General features: G+C 72.7%; 17 protein-coding genes. 7 read left to right on the top strand and 10 right to left on the bottom strand.

Annotated elements, in window-relative coordinates:
* Positions 1 to 53: 53 nt before the first annotated feature.
* Complete coding sequence (locus ABTZ58_RS17460; RefSeq protein WP_351356763.1) at positions 54 to 470, top strand: hypothetical protein; 417 nt, start codon at positions 54 to 56, stop codon at positions 468 to 470.
* Here the strand turns inward: ABTZ58_RS17460 and ABTZ58_RS17455 are convergent.
* Both ABTZ58_RS17455 and ABTZ58_RS17450 read right to left on the bottom strand, forming a co-directional pair.
* A complete protein-coding gene (locus ABTZ58_RS17455; protein ID WP_351356760.1) occupies positions 439 to 2,910 on the bottom strand; it encodes a DUF4132 domain-containing protein in 2,472 nt (823 codons plus the stop codon). The two genes, ABTZ58_RS17460 and ABTZ58_RS17455, sit on opposite strands and share 32 nt — an antisense overlap.
* Entirely contained in the window at positions 2,910 to 3,302 is a 393-nt protein-coding gene (locus ABTZ58_RS17450; RefSeq protein WP_351356757.1) for a hypothetical protein, read from the bottom strand. Before ABTZ58_RS17450 ends, ABTZ58_RS17455 begins: the two co-directional genes overlap by 1 nt.
* Positions 3,303 to 3,422: 120 nt before the next feature.
* On the opposite strand from ABTZ58_RS17450, the gene ABTZ58_RS17445 reads away from it, so the two are divergent.
* From ABTZ58_RS17445 to ABTZ58_RS17435, 3 genes are read left to right on the top strand one after another with little or no spacing between them, the layout of a single operon-like run.
* The gene (locus ABTZ58_RS17445) at positions 3,423 to 3,830 is read left to right on the top strand and encodes a hypothetical protein (RefSeq protein WP_311680105.1); all 408 of its coding nucleotides are present in this window, start codon (positions 3,423 to 3,425) and stop codon (positions 3,828 to 3,830) included.
* Between the two features lie 13 nt (positions 3,831 to 3,843).
* A complete protein-coding gene (locus ABTZ58_RS17440) occupies positions 3,844 to 4,362 on the top strand; it encodes a thiol-disulfide oxidoreductase DCC family protein (protein WP_351356754.1) in 519 nt (172 codons plus the stop codon).
* Between the two features lie 32 nt (positions 4,363 to 4,394).
* Complete coding sequence (locus ABTZ58_RS17435) at positions 4,395 to 5,135, top strand: TetR/AcrR family transcriptional regulator (RefSeq protein WP_351356751.1); 741 nt, start codon at positions 4,395 to 4,397, stop codon at positions 5,133 to 5,135.
* 37 nt (positions 5,136 to 5,172) lie between these two features.
* Here the strand turns inward: ABTZ58_RS17435 and ABTZ58_RS17430 are convergent, their stop codons facing one another.
* Positions 5,173 to 6,516 carry a metallophosphoesterase gene (locus ABTZ58_RS17430; protein WP_351356748.1) on the bottom strand — a complete coding sequence of 448 codons (1,344 nt, stop codon included), beginning with the start codon at positions 6,514 to 6,516 and terminating at the stop codon, positions 5,173 to 5,175.
* A 23-nt stretch (positions 6,517 to 6,539) separates the two neighbouring features.
* Positions 6,540 to 6,779 carry an SCO4848 family membrane protein gene (locus ABTZ58_RS17425; protein ID WP_351356745.1) on the bottom strand — a complete coding sequence of 80 codons (240 nt, stop codon included), beginning with the start codon at positions 6,777 to 6,779 and terminating at the stop codon, positions 6,540 to 6,542.
* A 91-nt stretch (positions 6,780 to 6,870) separates the two neighbouring features.
* Here ABTZ58_RS17425 and ABTZ58_RS17420 point away from each other — a divergent pair, with 91 nt between their 5' ends.
* Positions 6,871 to 8,178: a D-alanyl-D-alanine carboxypeptidase family protein gene (locus ABTZ58_RS17420; protein ID WP_351356743.1), complete on the top strand. Its 1,308-nt coding sequence runs from the start codon at positions 6,871 to 6,873 to the stop codon at positions 8,176 to 8,178.
* On the opposite strand, the gene ABTZ58_RS17415 is transcribed toward ABTZ58_RS17420, so the two are convergent.
* From ABTZ58_RS17415 to ABTZ58_RS17400, 4 genes are read right to left on the bottom strand one after another with little or no spacing between them, the layout of a single operon-like run.
* Complete coding sequence (locus tag ABTZ58_RS17415) at positions 8,126 to 9,043, bottom strand: YihY/virulence factor BrkB family protein (RefSeq protein WP_351356740.1); 918 nt, start codon at positions 9,041 to 9,043, stop codon at positions 8,126 to 8,128. The genes ABTZ58_RS17420 and ABTZ58_RS17415 overlap by 53 nt on opposite strands.
* The gene (locus ABTZ58_RS17410) at positions 9,031 to 9,486 is read right to left on the bottom strand and encodes a GtrA family protein (protein ID WP_351356737.1); all 456 of its coding nucleotides are present in this window, start codon (positions 9,484 to 9,486) and stop codon (positions 9,031 to 9,033) included. The genes ABTZ58_RS17415 and ABTZ58_RS17410 overlap by 13 nt, the downstream gene beginning before the upstream one ends.
* Positions 9,483 to 10,427, bottom strand: coding sequence for a decaprenyl-phosphate phosphoribosyltransferase (locus tag ABTZ58_RS17405; RefSeq protein ID WP_351356734.1), 945 nt, complete (start codon positions 10,425 to 10,427; stop codon positions 9,483 to 9,485). The genes ABTZ58_RS17410 and ABTZ58_RS17405 overlap by 4 nt, the downstream gene beginning before the upstream one ends.
* Positions 10,420 to 10,941, bottom strand: coding sequence for a phosphatase PAP2 family protein (locus tag ABTZ58_RS17400; RefSeq protein ID WP_351356731.1), 522 nt, complete (start codon positions 10,939 to 10,941; stop codon positions 10,420 to 10,422). Before ABTZ58_RS17400 ends, ABTZ58_RS17405 begins: the two co-directional genes overlap by 8 nt.
* A 133-nt stretch (positions 10,942 to 11,074) precedes the next feature.
* Here ABTZ58_RS17400 and dprE1 point away from each other — a divergent pair, with 133 nt between their 5' ends.
* The gene (gene dprE1, locus ABTZ58_RS17395) at positions 11,075 to 12,469 is read left to right on the top strand and encodes a decaprenylphosphoryl-beta-D-ribose oxidase (protein ID WP_351356728.1); all 1,395 of its coding nucleotides are present in this window, start codon (positions 11,075 to 11,077) and stop codon (positions 12,467 to 12,469) included.
* 19 nt (positions 12,470 to 12,488) lie between these two features.
* Positions 12,489 to 13,244, top strand: coding sequence for a decaprenylphospho-beta-D-erythro-pentofuranosid-2-ulose 2-reductase (gene dprE2 / locus ABTZ58_RS17390; RefSeq protein WP_309095887.1), 756 nt, complete (start codon positions 12,489 to 12,491; stop codon positions 13,242 to 13,244).
* An 11-nt stretch (positions 13,245 to 13,255) separates the two neighbouring features.
* Here the strand turns inward: dprE2 and ABTZ58_RS17385 are convergent, their stop codons facing one another.
* Positions 13,256 to 13,834 carry a 2'-5' RNA ligase family protein gene (locus ABTZ58_RS17385; RefSeq protein WP_351356725.1) on the bottom strand — a complete coding sequence of 193 codons (579 nt, stop codon included), beginning with the start codon at positions 13,832 to 13,834 and terminating at the stop codon, positions 13,256 to 13,258.
* Positions 13,835 to 13,977: 143 nt separating this feature from the next.
* On the bottom strand, positions 13,978 to 14,991 hold the full coding sequence (trpS, locus tag ABTZ58_RS17380; RefSeq protein ID WP_351356722.1) for a tryptophan--tRNA ligase: 1,014 nt from the start codon (positions 14,989 to 14,991) through the stop codon (positions 13,978 to 13,980).
* Positions 14,992 to 15,089: the final 98 nt, after the last annotated feature.

Genomic DNA, 15,089 nt, shown 5'->3' with positions numbered 1-15,089 from the left:
GCCATCGATGTAAAGGCACGTTCCCTGTCACCCAGGACGTCTCGGGGGACGGCGTGACCGACCTCGTCTACCGCTCCGACGTCTCCGGGAAGCTGTGGCTCCGCAAGGGCATCGCGGCTTCGGGCAGCGGGGTCGACCTCACCTCGCTGGCGACCGCGGCCAATTCCTCGGGCGGGGCGGACAACGAGTACGGCGCCTCGGGATGGTCCAGCAGTGCCGTGCCCCATCTGATGGGCACACCGAGTGCCAACGGCGACACTATTCCCGACCTGTGGGCCGTCCTGGCCGACGGATCCATGCGCTTCCACTCGGGCAGCAAAACCGCTCTGACCGGCCCCGGAGCGGAGATCATCGCTCGGGCCGACTACTGGAAGACCCGGATCGCGATCGGATGGGGCAGGGGCCGGGGTCCGCTCTCGCGGGGCCCCGGCCCTTGCGTCACAGCTGGCTCAGGATCGAAGGGTCCGTGATCCTCGTGTCCTCCGCCAGCAGCATCGCCTTGCTCAGGATGACCGACAGCATGCGGTCGCCCTCGAAGGGCAGGTAGCCCGTGCCCGGTGCCGTCGGGTCGGACTTCGGGACGATGCAGAGGTACTGGTCGTTCGGGGTTCTGAGGATGTTGCCCGAGCCGAGGTGGATCTTGTAGGTGTGGCGGTCGCCCCTGACGTGGAGGAAGCGGCCCTGAAGCGTGCAGCGGTCGGCTATCGCCAGGCGCGGGATGAGGCGCTCCAGCAGGAGCCTGCGGGTCTCGGCGCTCTGGTTGAGCTCGCCGAAGCCGTACGACCTCCAGTACTCCCGGAAGCGGCCACCCGGGCCGCCGTCCTGCCAGGTCGGGTCGTTGCCGACGCTGGCCACGCCGACGAACAGGTCGACGTCGCGCAGGACCTCGGAGAGGACCAGGGGCGGGATGTCCTTCAGCGGGACGGGGGCGACGCGCCTCTGGCCGGGGGTGAGCCACATGGTGTACTCGCCGCCGTAGCAGTGGGCCCAGTTCTCCGGGGCGTCGATCGGGTAGAAGCGGACCTGGTCGGTGCGCAGGCGCAGGTAGCTGCCGGATTCGGTGGTGTCGACGCCGTACTCCTCGCCGTCGCCCTCGATCCAGTACTCGGCGCGCAGGCCCCACTGGGGCAGCTCCCGCATGGCGGGCGGGGCCGAGTCGTCGACGCACAGGCGGAGCTTGTTGCGCCAGCCGCGGATCGCCGCCAGGGAGTGGAACTGGTGCTGGCGCAGCACGTGTGCCGCGAAGCGGTTGGAGTAGGTGCGGGTCGCGCGCTCGGCGTCCGTGAGCAGGTACACCTCGCGGTGCGCCTGCTTGAACGGCTGCGTGATGCCGTGCCGTTCCAGCCAGTCGCGCCAGGCGACGATCTCGGCCGGTTCGTGGCCGACGGGGTGCCAGAGCTCGACCCGGGTGCCCGGCGGCAGCGGTTCGTCGGACAGGGTCCGCAGCTCGCCGTCCGCGAATCCGGCGGTCGTGCCGTCGACCGTCCACAGCAGGCGGCGGGCCAGCGTGCCGACCAGCGGATGGTCGAGGTACCGCTCGCGCCAGACGGCGTACGGCCAGCTGCGGCGGGCCAGGAACTGGCGGTCCAGGCGCTCGCTCTGCGCCGAGAGCATCTTGTCGATGTCCTTGACCGCCGTCTTCAGGTCCTTCAGTTCCTCGGCGTGGTCGCGCCTCACCGCGGCCGGCACGCTCTTGACGGGCTTGCCCGCGGCGTTGCGCCAGGTCAGGACGGCCCGGGTGCCCCGGATCTCCAGCAGGGCCGTCGCCTCGCCGAGGTGGTACGCCGCCTGCCCGACCTCCGTCAGCCCGTAGGCCGGGACCGCCAGTTCCTCGATCTCCTCGCGGCTCAGGCCCAGTGCGCCGGCGCGGGTCTCCAGGGCCGTGTCGAGGAGCTTGGCGGTGGGCTTGTACGTCACCCGCGTGGCCAGCCGGGCCAGTTCGGCGAGGGCCGCCTCGGACTCGACGCGGGCGAGCGCGATCACGCCCGCGTTGGCGACCTTCGGGTTGCGCGGTCCGATGCCCGCGACCTTCTTGAGCGAGGTCTCCACCAGGGTGCCGAGGGCCCGGGCCGTGCCGGGGTCGGGGGGCAGGAGGGACAGGAGCCAGGCCAGGCCCCGCAGGGCGGTGGCGTTGTAGGGGTCGTAGGCGCTGTCGACGTCCGGCTCCCACTCGCGGCGCACCAGGGGAAGCGTGCGGGGGCGGCCGGCCAGGGCGAGCCAGGAGAGGACCTTCTCGCGGACGGCGTCCGCGCCGAGGGTGTCCAGCAGGGCCCGCGCGCCCTTGTCCCACTTCGCCGTCGGCTTGGAGGCGGTGGCCGTCAGCGCGTGCCGCAGCAGGGCCTGCCAGTCGGGGGTGGTGGCGTCGCGCAGGGCCTGGTCGGCCCAGGCCTCGCCGACGTTGAGGGCGGGGTCGGTGAGCTGCCGGGCCAGGGTCAGGAGGTCGTCCGCGCGGTAGGCGTCCAGGGCGGCGCGGCGGACGACGGCCACGACAGGGGCGGACAGCGGGCGGCCCGCGGCCAGTTCGGCCCGGGCCAGGGCGTCGAAGCGGGCCGCGTGCCAGAAGGTCTGCCGTCGGGCCAGGTCGTCCAGGGCCCGGCCGCGCTCGGCGGCCAGCGGGTCGTCGTCGAGGCCCTCGGAGATCAGGCCGCACAGGACGAGATGGCGGCAGCGGTCCTCCGTGTCGTCGCCGGCCTGGGCGAAACGGTCGGCCAGGGCGTGCAGCAGCTCGCGGCGGCGCTCGGCCGGCAGCTCGCGCAGCCGGTCCAGGGCCTGCTCCCAACCGCCGCCCCAGCTGCCGCGGCTGGAGCGGAGGACGCGCAGCGCCTCGTCGGCGACCCGGCCCATGTCGCCCTCGGTGATCCTGTCGCGCAGCCGGTCCATGTGCGACCGGGGCGTGCGGAAGGCGCTCATCAGCCACCGACCAGGGGGACGAGCTTGAGGAACGTGACCTCGGTGCCGAGCGGGAGGTCGATCTCCTCGTCCGGGTCGGTGACCTGACGGTCTCCCACCAGCACCAGGAAGCCGTTCCCCGCGAACGCCCGCAGGGCCAGGGCCGTCTGGGCCTCCGGGTCGATGCGGCGGGGTGTGCGCAGCGCGTACCCGTTCAGCACGCGCTCGGTGTCCTCCGGCTGGACGAGCCCCTGGAACACCTGCGGCGTCCGGGCGTTGAACTCGGCGACCTCCTGGAACACCCGGCGGCGGATCAACTCCCGCACGCTCAGCCTCTCCTCGGCGATCTCCAGCCCCCAGGCCGCCCGCCGCTCCCCCGCTGTCGTCTCGTCGACGAACGTCACGATTGCCATGCCGACGACAGTACGAGCCACCACTGACAATCACCCCGCACCTTGTGTTGAACATGTTCAAAAAGAGGTCTACAGTCATCCCCGACAGTATTTTGAACGTGTTCAAGAAGGGTGGGGGCAATGGACCGCACGGTCGTCGCCTACGTCATCTACCTGCTGGTCAGCATCGGTCTGACCATCTGGGTGGCCCGCACGCTCAGCCGGAACGGCAGGATCTTCCTCGCCGACGTGCTGCACGGCAACGAGAAGCTCGCCGACGCCGTCAACCACCTGCTGGTGGTCGGCTTCTACCTCGTCAACCTCGGGTTCGTCGCGCTGTACCTGAGCGACGACGAGACCATCACCGACACGCGCGGGATCTTCGAGGCCCTGTCGACCAAGCTCGGTGTGGTGCTGCTGGTGCTCGGCGTGATGCACCTGGCCAACGTCTACGTGCTCAACCGGATCCGGCGCCGGGGCGCGATGGAGCGGGAGCAGGTTCCCCCGGTGCCGCCGCAGGGCTGGGTCGCCCCGCAGGCCCAGGCCTGAACGGAGACGGCACATGAACGCCACCGCACCGGCCCCGCGACCGGGCCCCGCCCCGGTCCGCCGGCTCACCGTCCTCTACGACGCCGAGTGCTCCCTGTGCGCGTTCCTGCGCGACTGGCTCCTGCGGCAGCCCCAACTGGTGCCGCTGGAGCCGGTCCCGGCCGGCTCCGCCGAGGCCCGGCGGCGCTTTCCCGGCCTCGACCACGGCGCCACCCTCGACGAGATCACCGTCGTCGGCGACGCCGGACAGGTCTACCGGGGCCCGGCCGCCTGGGTCGTCACCCTGTGGGCGCTGCGCGAGCACCGGCCGCTCGCCCACCGGCTGAGCACCCCCTCCGGCGCCCGGCTCGCCAAGGGCGCCGTGCTCGCCGCCGCGAAGTGGCGCGGGACGCAGTGGAACCGGGGGCAGCGCGGCACGGGTCAGTGGGGCGGCCGGGTGTACCGGCGGGCGGACGGGTGGGCGTACGCCCCCGGCACCGGCTGGACCTACACCGCTCCGGGCTGCGCCGACGGCACCTGCGCCCCTCGGTAGCGGCACCGGTCCTGGCGTTAGGCTCTCTTCCCGTGCCCGAGAAGAACGACGGCCCCGACGACGGCGCCACCCCGACCAAGTCCGAGCAGACCCGCGCCCTGATCCTGGAGACGGCCATGCGGCTGTTCCAGGAACGCGGCTACGACAAGACGACGATGCGGGCCATCGCCAAGGAGGCCGGGGTCTCCGTCGGGAACGCCTACTACTACTTCGAGGGCAAGGAGCACCTGATCCAGGGCTTCTACGACCGGATCGCCGCCGAGCACCAGGTGGCCGTCCGGGAGATCCTGCGGCGGGAGACCGACCTGGAGGCCCGGCTGGCGGGCGTGCTGCGGGCCTGGCTGGACATCGCCACGCCGTACCACGAGTTCGCGGTGCAGTTCTTCAAGAACGCCGCCGACCCGGACAGCCCGCTCAGCCCCTTCTCGCCCGAGTCGGAGCACGCGCGCGTGGAGGCCATCAGCGTCCACCGGCAGGTGCTGGCCGGGACGAAGACGAAGGTGCCCGAGGAACTGCGGGACATCCTGCCCGAGTTGATGTGGCTGTCCCAGATGGGCCTGTGCCTGTATTGGATCTTCGACCGGACCGAGGGCCGCGAGCGCAGCTACCGGCTCGCCGAGCGGGGTGCCCGGCTCACCGCGCGCGGGGTCGCCCTGGCCCGCTTCCGGGTGCTGCGGCCGCTCGTGCGGGAGGTGCACGAGCTGTTCACGGACTTCCTGCCGGGCATGACCCGGGCGTTCCCGGACCCCGCCGGGCGCGCCGCCGAGTCCTAGGTCGTGTCCGGGTCCGGGGCGTTCTCACCGGCGTGGGTCAGGCCTGCTTCGACGCCAGCTCGATCACCGTGATGTCGGACGGCGCCCCCACGCGGGTGGGCGGGCCCCAGGCGCCGGCGCCGCGGGAGACGTAGAGCTGGGTGTCGCCGTAGCGCTCCAGGCCCGCGAGGGTGGGGTTGGCGCCGGAGGCGATGAGGTTGCCGGGCCAGAGCTGGCCGCCGTGGGTGTGGCCGGAGAGCTGGAGGTCGACGCCGTGTTCGACGGCGTCGTGGATCTGCACGGGCTGGTGGGCGAGGAGCACGCACGCGCGGGCCCGGTCCCGGTCGCCGAGCGCCCGCGCGAAGTCGGGGCCCTGGCCCTCGTCCTCGCCGGCGATGTCGTTGACCCCGGCCAGGTCGAAGTACGGCAGTTCCCTGCGGGCGTTCTCCAGGGGGGTCAGGCCGAGCCGCCGGATCTCCTCGACCCACTGTTCGGCGCCGGAGAAGTACTCGTGGTTGCCGGTGACGAAGTACGAGCCGTGGCGCGCCCTCAGCTGGGCCAGCGGGGCGGCGGCGGGGCCCAGGTCCTTCACGCTGCCGTCGACCAGGTCGCCGACGACCGCGATCAGGTCGGGCTGGGTCGCGTTGACGGTGTCGACGACCTTCTGCGCGAAGCCGCGGCCCAGGACCGGGCCGAGGTGCACGTCGCTGACCACGGCGATCCGGTACCCGTGCGCGCCGCGCGGCAGCTTGGCCAGCGGCACGGTGACCCGCTTGACCTCGGGGCCGCGCAGCACGCCGTACGTCCCGTACCCGACGGTGCCGACGGCAGCGGCGGCGGCCGCACCGCCGACCACGCGGGAGACGAAGAGGCGGCGGGAGGGGCCGGTGGGTGCGGGGGTGCCGGCCGGGTCCGTGGGGGCGGGCGGCCGGGCGCGGTCCCCGGCCGGACCGGGCGCGGGGGCGGGCTCCGGGCCGGGCGCCACGGGTTCGGCCGCTCCGCCGGGCACGGTGACCTTCTCGGTCGGTGCCGGGGCCGCCGGTAGCGAGCCGGGCTCCCCGCCCCGCTGCTCGGCTCCGTCCCGCCGCTCCAGGAAGCGTCGCAGCACCGGCCGTACGACCTCGCCCGCGAGGACCGCCAGCAGCAGGTACATCGACAGCGCCAGCCAGAGGAAGCCCGGCCAGGCGAGGACCTGCTGGAGCCAGAAGGGCGCGCCGGTGCGTTCCGCGACCAGGGCCGTGACCGCGAGGACCCAGCCGCCGGCGATCAGCACCGCGCCCGCGCGGCGGGTGAGGCCGGGACCGCGGGTCGTGTCGCGGAACAGGCGGCGCCACACGTACCAGTTGGCCGTCACGATGACGGCCAGGACCAGCAGTGCGACGAGTACGAGGACGATGGCCACGGTGTCGTGTCTCCCGATTGCCGTTATGACGTCCGGCGCAGTGCGCGCAGACCACGCAACCCGATGGCCCCGACGACCGTCCCCAATACGAAGGAGACGACGGCGAGCAGCAGGTGCACCCAGAAGTACGCCGTGGGACGACCGTCGTCGAACGCGAGCCCGCTGCCGTCCTCGACGAGGTTCTTGACGAAAGTGATCCAGATGACCCAGCTCCACACCCCGAAGGCGAGCAGGAACCAGGACACGGGGCGGCTGAGCTTCATGCACCCAGTATCTCCAGGGCCTGTCCGGTTCCGTTCGCGGGGTAGGGCCGGGAACGGGACTTCCCCCGGCGCTGCATGTACGTTTCCGACCGTGCCCGCACCGAAGAAGACCGTCAGGCGATCCCTGTTGGTCACCTCCGCCGTCCTGTCGTCCCTCGCCCTGGCCGCGCCCGCCGCCGTCGCGGCCCCCAAACCCTCGGGCAGCCCGTCGGCGAGCCCGTCGGCCACTCCCCCGGCGACGATGTCGACCGTCGGGGGCGCCCGGCTCGGACGGCCGGGGACGCAGGTGAACCTGGCGAGCGGTGTGCCGGTGCTGCCGAAGGACCTGAGCGCCCGCTCCTGGATCGTCGCCGACGCCGAGACCGGTGACGTGCTGGCCGCGCACAACGCCCACTGGCGCCTCGCCCCGGCGAGCACGCTGAAGATGCTGTTCGCGGACACGCTGCTGCCGGAGTTCCCGAGGACCACCAAGCACAAGGTCGTGCCCTCCGACCTGGCGGGCATCGGCCCGGGCTCCAGCATGGTCGGCATAAAGGAGGACGAGACCTACACCGTCCACGACCTGTGGCTCGGCGTCTTCCTGCGCTCCGGCAACGACGCCGTGCACGTGCTGTCCGCGATGAACGAGGGCGTCGAGAACACCGTCCGGGAGATGAACGAGCACGCCGAGGAGCTCCAGGCCCTCGACACTCACGTCGTCAGCCCGGACGGCTACGACGCGCAGGGGCAGGTCTCGTCGGCCTACGACCTGACGCTGATCGCCCGCTCCGGGATGCAGAAGCCGGACTTCCGCGAGTACGCCTCGACGGTCACCGCGAAGTTCCCCGGTGAGACGAAGAAGAACAAGAAGGGCAAGAAGGTCCGCAAGCCCTTCGAGATCCAGAACACCAACCGGCTGCTGACCGGTGACGCGGACATACCCGTCTACCAGGGCATCGCCGGCGTCAAGAACGGCAACACCACCAACGCGGGCGCCACCTTCACCGGGGTCGCCGAGCGGGGCGGCAAGGTGCTGCTGGTGACAGTGATGAACCCGGAGAAGGACGAGCACAACGCGGTCTACAAGGAGACCGCCCGGCTGTTCGACTGGGGCTTCAAGGCCGCCGGGAAGGTGCAGCCGGTCGGCGAGCTGGTGCCGCCCAAGAGCGCCGCGCAGGCCGGTGCCCAGCCGGACGCGAACCCCTCCGGCGAGGCCGGCGGCTCCGGGGACGCGGGTGAGGGCACGGCCGGGACGGGAGCCAAGCCGGTGGCCGGCGCCCCGGTCGCGGACGGCTCCAGCGGCATCGGGGTCGCGCTCGGCGTCACCGGGGGCGTGCTGGTGTTGCTCGCGGGCGGCGCGTTCCTGGTCAACCGCCGGTGGCCGCTGCCGGATCTGGTGCGCCGCCGGACCCGCCCGTGAACTCCGGGACCTCGTCCTGCTTGCTCCGCGTCGCCGTCCAGGAGGCGCAGAACAGCACCAGCTTCGAGGTGAAGTTGATCCACAGCAGCAGCGCGACGGGCACGCCGAACGCGCCGTACATGCTCTTCGCGGCCACCCCCTGCAGGTAGCCGCTGAGCAGCAGCTTCAGCAGTTCGAAGCCGACCGCGCCGGTCAGGGCCGCCACGACCAGGCGGTGGCGCGTCGGCTCCACGCCGGGCAGCAGCGTCAGGACGTACAGCAGCAGCAGGAAGTTGGCGAGGACGGCGATCAGGAACGCGACGGCGTGCAGCAGGACCCCGCCCCAGCCGTCCTCGTCGACGCCGAGCTCCCGGGTGACCCAGCCGATCAGCGCGGAGGCGACGGCGGAGGCGGCGATGGTGACCAGGAGCGCGCCGCCCAGGCCCATCAGGACGCCCGCGTCCTTGCCGTAGCGCACGACGGGGTTCTCCTCGTCGTCGGGCAGCTCCCACACCGCCCGCAGGCACTCGCGCATCGAGCCGGCCCAGCTGACGCCGGTGAAGAACAGCAGCGCGCCGGCGATCAGCCCGATGGTGCCGGCGTTCTCCACCAGACCGGCGATGTCCAGCTGGTCGGAGATGCCGGGCACCTGCTCGGCGATCTTGTCCTGCAGCTGGTCCTGCTGCCCGGTGCTGAGCGTGGCGGCGGCGATGGTCGCCGAGACCGTGAGCAGCGGGAACAGCGCGACGAAACTCGTGAAGGTCATCGCGGCGGCCAGCCGTGTCCACTTCACCCGGTCCAGCCGCTCGTACGACCGCCACGCGTGTGTGATCATCAGCCGTCCCGCCCACGGCCCCACCACCGGGAGCTTTTTCAGCCAGTCCATGATCCGACTCTGCCCTCCGCCGCCGGGAACACCCAGGTACGGGTACCCCAGAACCGCAGGACTGTGGCCAGGGCCATGCCGACGATCGCGCCGGAGACGGTGTCGGCGCGCTGCGAGGTGAGTCCGAGGCCGTAGTGGCTGACGGCGAGGCAGAGCAGCTGGACGGCGGCCCCCGCGAGGTTCACCGCGAGGAACACGGCGCAGGGGCGCAGGCCGCGGGGCCGCGCGGCCCGGTAGGTGCCGAGGGCGTTGCCCGCGTAGGCAACCGCGCAGGCGGCCAGGAAGGACAGGGCCTTGGCGGTGAGCGGGCCGAGCCCGCCGGGGCCGCGCAGCCAGGTGAACAGGGCGAGGTCGACCGCGTAGGCGACAAGGCCGGCGGCGGCGAAGCCCAGCAGTTCCCGGCGCAGCGGGGGCGCGGGGCCCGACCACGCGCGCGTGGTCACCAATTGGCCACCGCCAGGCCGTACATCGCCACCCACACCACGCCGATGAGGGCGAGCGCCCGGTCGCGCAGGACGACGTCCTCGGGCTCGCCGGCGGTGCCGCGGTCGGCGAAGACGGCGTAGCGCAGGACCGCCAGGATGAAGGCGATCATGGACAGCTGCCGCCAGGGCAGCACGCTGGTGTGCGGGACGCCGCCCTCCTCCATGGCCCACAGGCAGTAGCCGAGGACGGCGACACCGGCCGCGAGCTGCCAGACGAAGCGGAGGTAGCCGGTGGTGTACTCGGTGAGCAACGCGCGTGTGGCGCCCGCCTTTCCGGCCATCTGCACGGCCTCCGAGTAGCGCTTGGCCGACACCATGAACAGCGCGCCGAACCCGGTCGTGATCAGGAACCAGCGCGAGAGCGGGATGCCGAGGGCGAGCCCGCCGACCATGGCCCGCATCAGGAACCCGGTGGTGACGACGGCGAGGTCGACGACCAGGACGTGCTTGAGGCTGATGCAGTAGGCCAGTTGCAGGGCGAGGTACGCGGTCAGCAGAGCGGCGACGGCCGGGCCGCACAACCGGGCCGCGGCCACGGGCGCGAGGACGCCGAGGAGTCCGCCGACGGCGTAGGCGACGGGTACCGGGACCTGTCCGGCGGCGACCGGGCGGTGCCGTTTGACGGGGTGGGCGCGGTCGGCGTCGGCGTCGCGGGCGTCGTTGACGAGGTAGACGGCGGCGGCGCATGCCGTGAACAGGACGAAGACCAGGGCGAGTTGGGTCAGGGCGTGCCGGGAGAAGAGCTCTCCGGCGGCGGCCGGGGCGGCGATGACGAGGACGTTCTTGACCCACTGCCGGGGGCGTGCGGTTCGGAGCAGACCGGCCAGAAGACCGCCCTGGCGGGTGGGCGCGGGCGGCTGCTCGGGGGCGCGCTGACGGAGGACGGCCGTCTCAGTCATGGTGGGCGCCTCCGCGCATCCAGCGGGCGCCGAGCCGGGCCGCGAGGGCGCCGAGGGCCGCGCCGGCGGCGACGTCCGAGGGGTAGTGGACGCCGACGACCAGGCGCGAGACGCACACGGCGGCGGCGAGCGGCCCGGCCACGGGGACGCCCAGGGCGCCGAAGGCGACGGCGGCGGCGGCGGACGAGGTGGCGTGCGAGCTGGGGAAGGAGTGCCGGCCGGCGGTGCGTACCAGGGGGTCGACGTGCGCGGGGCGCGGGCGGCGCACGATCCGTTTCACTCCCATGCTGGCCAGGTGCGCCCCGGCGGTGAGGGCGGTGCCGCGCAGCCAGGCGCCGCGTCTGCCGCGGTCGACGGCGGCTCCGGCGAGCCCCGCCGCCAGCCACAGCGCCGCGTGCTCCCCCGCCCAGGACAGGGCGCGTGCGGCGCCGGCCACGCGCGGGTCGGTGCCGCACGCCCTGAGCGCCGAAACGATCCGGTGGTCCATGTCGTGCAGGTCGTCGAGGTCGTCCATGTGGACTCACTGTTCACGTCCGACTCGCCTGAACTCCGGCAATATTGAGCGACATCCCATTAATCACCCATTTCGGGGAGAGGTGCCATGTTCTCTAACTCATAGCTCACACTAGGGCGATACGGTCATCGACATGTCTGCCGACACCGACTCCGTCCCCGATTCCGCCCCGGACGTCATGGGCCTCGACCACACCACCGTCACCGGCTGGGGCCGCACCGCTCCCACCGCCGCCCGGCTGATCCGCCCGCGGACGTACGAGGAGGCCGCGGCGGCCGTCCGCGGTTGCGGAGAACGCGGCGGGATCCCCCGGGGCCTGGGCCGGGCGTACGGCGACGCCGCGCAGAACGCGGGCGGGGCCGTGCTCGACATGACGGGTCTGGACCGGGTGCACGCGATCGACGCCGACGGTGGCACCGTGCTGTGCGACGCGGGCGTCTCCCTGCACCGCCTGATGGAGGTGCTGCTGCCCCTCGGCTGGTTCGTGCCGGTCACGCCCGGCACCCGTTACGTCACCGTCGGCGGGGCGATCGGCGCCGACATCCACGGCAAGAACCACCACGTCTCCGGCTCCTTCGCGCGGCACGTGCTCGCCCTCGAACTGCTCACCGCGGACGGCGAGATCCAGACGGTGATCCCCGGCACGCCGCTGTTCGACGCGACCGCCGGCGGCATGGGCCTGACCGGGGTGATCCTCACCGCCACGATCCGGCTCCAGCCGGTCGAGACCTCGCTGATGTCGGTCGACACCGAGCGCGCCACCGACCTCGACGACCTGATGGCCCGGCTGGCCGCCACCGACCACCGCTACCGCTACTCCGTCGCCTGGATCGACCTGCTGGCCCGGGGCGCCGCCACCGGCCGCGCGGTCCTCACCCGCGGCGACCACGCGCCCCTGGACGCGCTCCCCGCCCGGATGCGCCGCGACGCGCTCTCCTTCCGCACCTCGCGCCTGCCGTCCGCTCCCGCCGCTCTGCCCGAGGGCCTGCTCAGCCGGACGACCGTGGGCCTGTTCAACGAACTCTGGTACCGCAAGGCGCCCCGCGCACGGACCGGCCAGCTCCAGCGGATCCCCGCCTTCTTCCACCCGCTGGACGGGGTCCCCCACTGGAACCGCGTCTACGGCCGGGGCGGCTTCGTGCAGTACCAGTTCGTCGTCGGCTACGGCCGGGAGGACGCCCTGCGCCGCATCGTGCGCCGGATCTCCGAACGCCGCTGCCCGTCCTTCCTGGCCGTCCTCAAGCGCTTCGGCGAGTCCGACCCGGGCTGGCTGTCCTTCCCCGTGCCCGGCTGGACGCTGGCGCTGGACATCCCGGCGGGCCTGCCCGGCCTCGACGCCTTCCTCGACGAGCTCGACGAGGAGGTCGCCGCCGCGGGCGGCCGCGTCTACCTCGCCAAGGACGCCCGGCTGCGCCCGGAGCTGCTCGCGGCGATGTACCCGCGCCTGGACGACTTCCGGGCCCTGCGCGCCGAGCTGGACCCGCACGGGGTGTTCGTGTCCGACCTGGCCCGCCGCCTCCATCTCTGAGCCATCCCTAGGAGCTGTCATGAAGGACGCCTTCGGCCTCCCCCAGTCCCTGCTCGTCCTCGGCGGTACGTCCGAGATCGCGCTGGCCACCGCCCGCCGGCTGATCGCCCGCCGCACCCGCACGGTCTGGCTGGCGGGCCGTCCCTCGCCCGCGCTGGAGGAGGCCGCCGGGCAGCTGCGCGGCCTCGGCGCCGACGTGCACACCGTCGCCTTCGACGCGCTCGACCCCGCCTCCCACGAGGCCGTGCTCGGCAAGGTCTTCGCCGAGGGCGACATCGACCTGGTGCTGCTCGCCTTCGGGCTGCTCGGTGACCAGGCCCGTGACGAACGGGAGCCGGAGGCGGCGGTGCGGGTCGCGCAGACCAACTACACCGGCGCGGTCTCGGCGGGCCTGGTGTGCGCCCGGGCGCTCCAGTCGCAGGGGCACGGCTCGCTGGTCGTGATGTCCTCCGTCGCGGGCGAGCGGGCCCGCCGCGCCAACTTCATCTACGGCTCCAGCAAGGCCGGCCTCGACGCCTTCGCGCAAGGGCTGGGCGACGCGCTGCACGGCACCGGCGTGCACGTGATGGTCGTACGCCCCGGCTTCGTGCGGACGCGGATGACCGCGGGGCTGCCCGAGTCGCCGCTGGCGACCACGCCGGAGGCGGTCGCGACGGCGGTCGAGCTGGGGCTGCGCCGCCGCTCGGAGACGGTGTGGGTGCCGGGCGCGCTGCGCGTGGTGATGGCGGCGCTGCGGCACCTGCCGCGGGGGGTGTTCCGGCGCCTGCCGATCTGACCCGCGGCCGGTCAGCGCGTGGGGATCGAGCCGTGATCCACGCGGTCGGCCTGCGAGGGGACGACGGGGCCGCCGAAGGGGAACTCGCGCAGCTTGCGCCAGACGCCGTCGGCGCCCTGCTCGTAGAGGGCGAAGCCGGTGCAGGGCCACTCGGCCTCGTAGCCGGCGAGCTCCTCGAAGGCGCGGTCCATGGCGGCCTCGTCGATGCCGTGCGCCACGGTGACGTGCGGGTGGTAGGGGAACTGCAGTTCGCGTGCGATGGGCCCGGCGGGGTCGCGGACCTGCTGCTGGAGCCGCGCGCAGGCCTCCGCCCCGGCGACGACCCGGACGAACACCACCGGGGACAGGGGCCGGAAGGTGCCGGTGCCGGACAGCCGCATCGGGAAGGGCCGGCCGGCCGCGGCGACCTCGGTGAGGTGCGTCTCGACGGCCTGCAGCGCGGCCTCGTCGATCTCCGTCGGCGGCAGCAGGGTGACGTGTGTGGGGATGCCGTGAGCCGCGGCGTCGCCGAAGCCCGCGCGCAGCTGCTGGAGCTCGCTGCCGTGAGGCTCCGGGACCGCGATCGAGACACCGATCGTTACGGTCCCCACGTCGTCTCCTGTCGTTTCCGTTGGCGGGCCGCTGATACGACCACCCGGTTATCGACTGTACGGCCACGACCGGGTTACGGGCAGGCGCAACCGGAGTGATGTACAGCGCTGTTCGGTGGTACGGCTGTGCGCGGGGGTGGCGTTCAGTGCTTGGCGGGCAGGAAGCCGACCTTGTCGTACGCCTGGGCGAGGGTCTCGGCGGCGACGGCGCGGGCCTTCTCGGCGCCCTTGGCCAGGACCGCGTCGAGCGTCTCGGGGTCGTCCAGGTACTGCTGGGTGCGCTCCCGGAACGGCGTGACGAACTCGACCATGATCTCGGCGAGGTCCGTCTTCAGCGCGCCGTACAGCTTGCCGGTGTACTTCTCCTCCAGCTCGCCGATGGTCTCGCCGGTGAGGGTCGAGTAGATCGTGAGGAGGTTGCTGACGCCCGGCTTGTTCTCGGCGTCGTAGCGGATCACCGTGTCCGTGTCCGTGACGGCGCTCTTGACCTTCTTGGCCGTGGCCTTCGGCTCGTCCAGGAGGTTGATCAGGCCCTTCGGCGTGGACGCCGACTTGCTCATCTTGATCGACGGGTCCTGGAGGTCGTAGATCTTCGCCGTCTCCTTGAGGATGTACGGCTTGGGGACGGTGAAGGTGGGGCCGAAGCGGCCGTTGAAGCGCTCGGCGAGGTCGCGGGTGAGCTCGACGTGCTGGCGCTGGTCCTCGCCGACGGGGACCTCGTGGGCCTGGTAGAGCAGGATGTCCGCGACCTGGAGGATCGGGTACGTGAACAGGCCGACGGAGGCGCGGTCGGTGCCCTGCTTGGCGGCCTTGTCCTTGAACTGGGTCATCCGGGACGCCTCGCCGAAGCCGGTGAGGCAGTTCATGACCCAGGCGAGCTGGGCGTGCTCGGGGACGTGGCTCTGCACGAAGAGCGTGCAACGGTCCGGGTCGAGACCGGCCGCGAGGAGCTGGGCGGCGGCCAGGCGCGTGTTCGCGCGCAGGTCCTTCGGGTCCTGCGGGACCGTGATCGCGTGCAGGTCGACGACCATGTAGAACGCGTCGTGGGACTCCTGCAGGGCCACCCACTGGCGGACGGCGCCGAGGTAGTTGCCGAGGTGGAACGAGCCGGCGGTGGGCTGGATGCCGGAAAGCACGCGGGGTCGGTCGTTGGCCATGTGCCACATTGTCTCAGAGAGCTCGGGTGGTTCGGGTCGTGGGGGGGGGGGGCGGGGGCGGGGGGCCCCGCCCCCCCCCCCGCCGGCGCGCGCACGCG

The organism is Streptomyces sp. NPDC094143, assembly GCF_040303825.1.
GTDB lineage: Bacteria > Actinomycetota > Actinomycetes > Streptomycetales > Streptomycetaceae > Streptomyces.
This window is presented reverse-complemented; position numbering and strand designations above follow the sequence as displayed.

Bases quoted from the DNA above. Each gene is read 5' to 3' on its own strand.
- ABTZ58_RS17400 (WP_351356731.1), bottom strand. From the start codon at position 10,941: ATGGACGACCTCGACGACCTGCACGACATGGACCACCGGATCGTTTCG.
- ABTZ58_RS17440 (WP_351356754.1), top strand. From the start codon at position 3,844: ATGAACGCCACCGCACCGGCCCCGCGACCGGGCCCCGCCCCGGTCCGC.
- ABTZ58_RS17425 (WP_351356745.1), bottom strand. From the start codon at position 6,779: ATGAAGCTCAGCCGCCCCGTGTCCTGGTTCCTGCTCGCCTTCGGGGTG.
- ABTZ58_RS17455 (WP_351356760.1), bottom strand. From the start codon at position 2,910: ATGAGCGCCTTCCGCACGCCCCGGTCGCACATGGACCGGCTGCGCGAC.
- dprE2 (WP_309095887.1), top strand. From the start codon at position 12,489: ATGAAGGACGCCTTCGGCCTCCCCCAGTCCCTGCTCGTCCTCGGCGGT.
- ABTZ58_RS17405 (WP_351356734.1), bottom strand. From the start codon at position 10,427: ATGACTGAGACGGCCGTCCTCCGTCAGCGCGCCCCCGAGCAGCCGCCC.
- dprE1 (WP_351356728.1), top strand. From the start codon at position 11,075: ATGTCTGCCGACACCGACTCCGTCCCCGATTCCGCCCCGGACGTCATG.
- ABTZ58_RS17415 (WP_351356740.1), bottom strand. From the start codon at position 9,043: ATGGACTGGCTGAAAAAGCTCCCGGTGGTGGGGCCGTGGGCGGGACGG.
- ABTZ58_RS17450 (WP_351356757.1), bottom strand. From the start codon at position 3,302: ATGGCAATCGTGACGTTCGTCGACGAGACGACAGCGGGGGAGCGGCGG.
- trpS (WP_351356722.1), bottom strand. From the start codon at position 14,991: ATGGCCAACGACCGACCCCGCGTGCTTTCCGGCATCCAGCCCACCGCC.
- ABTZ58_RS17445 (WP_311680105.1), top strand. From the start codon at position 3,423: ATGGACCGCACGGTCGTCGCCTACGTCATCTACCTGCTGGTCAGCATC.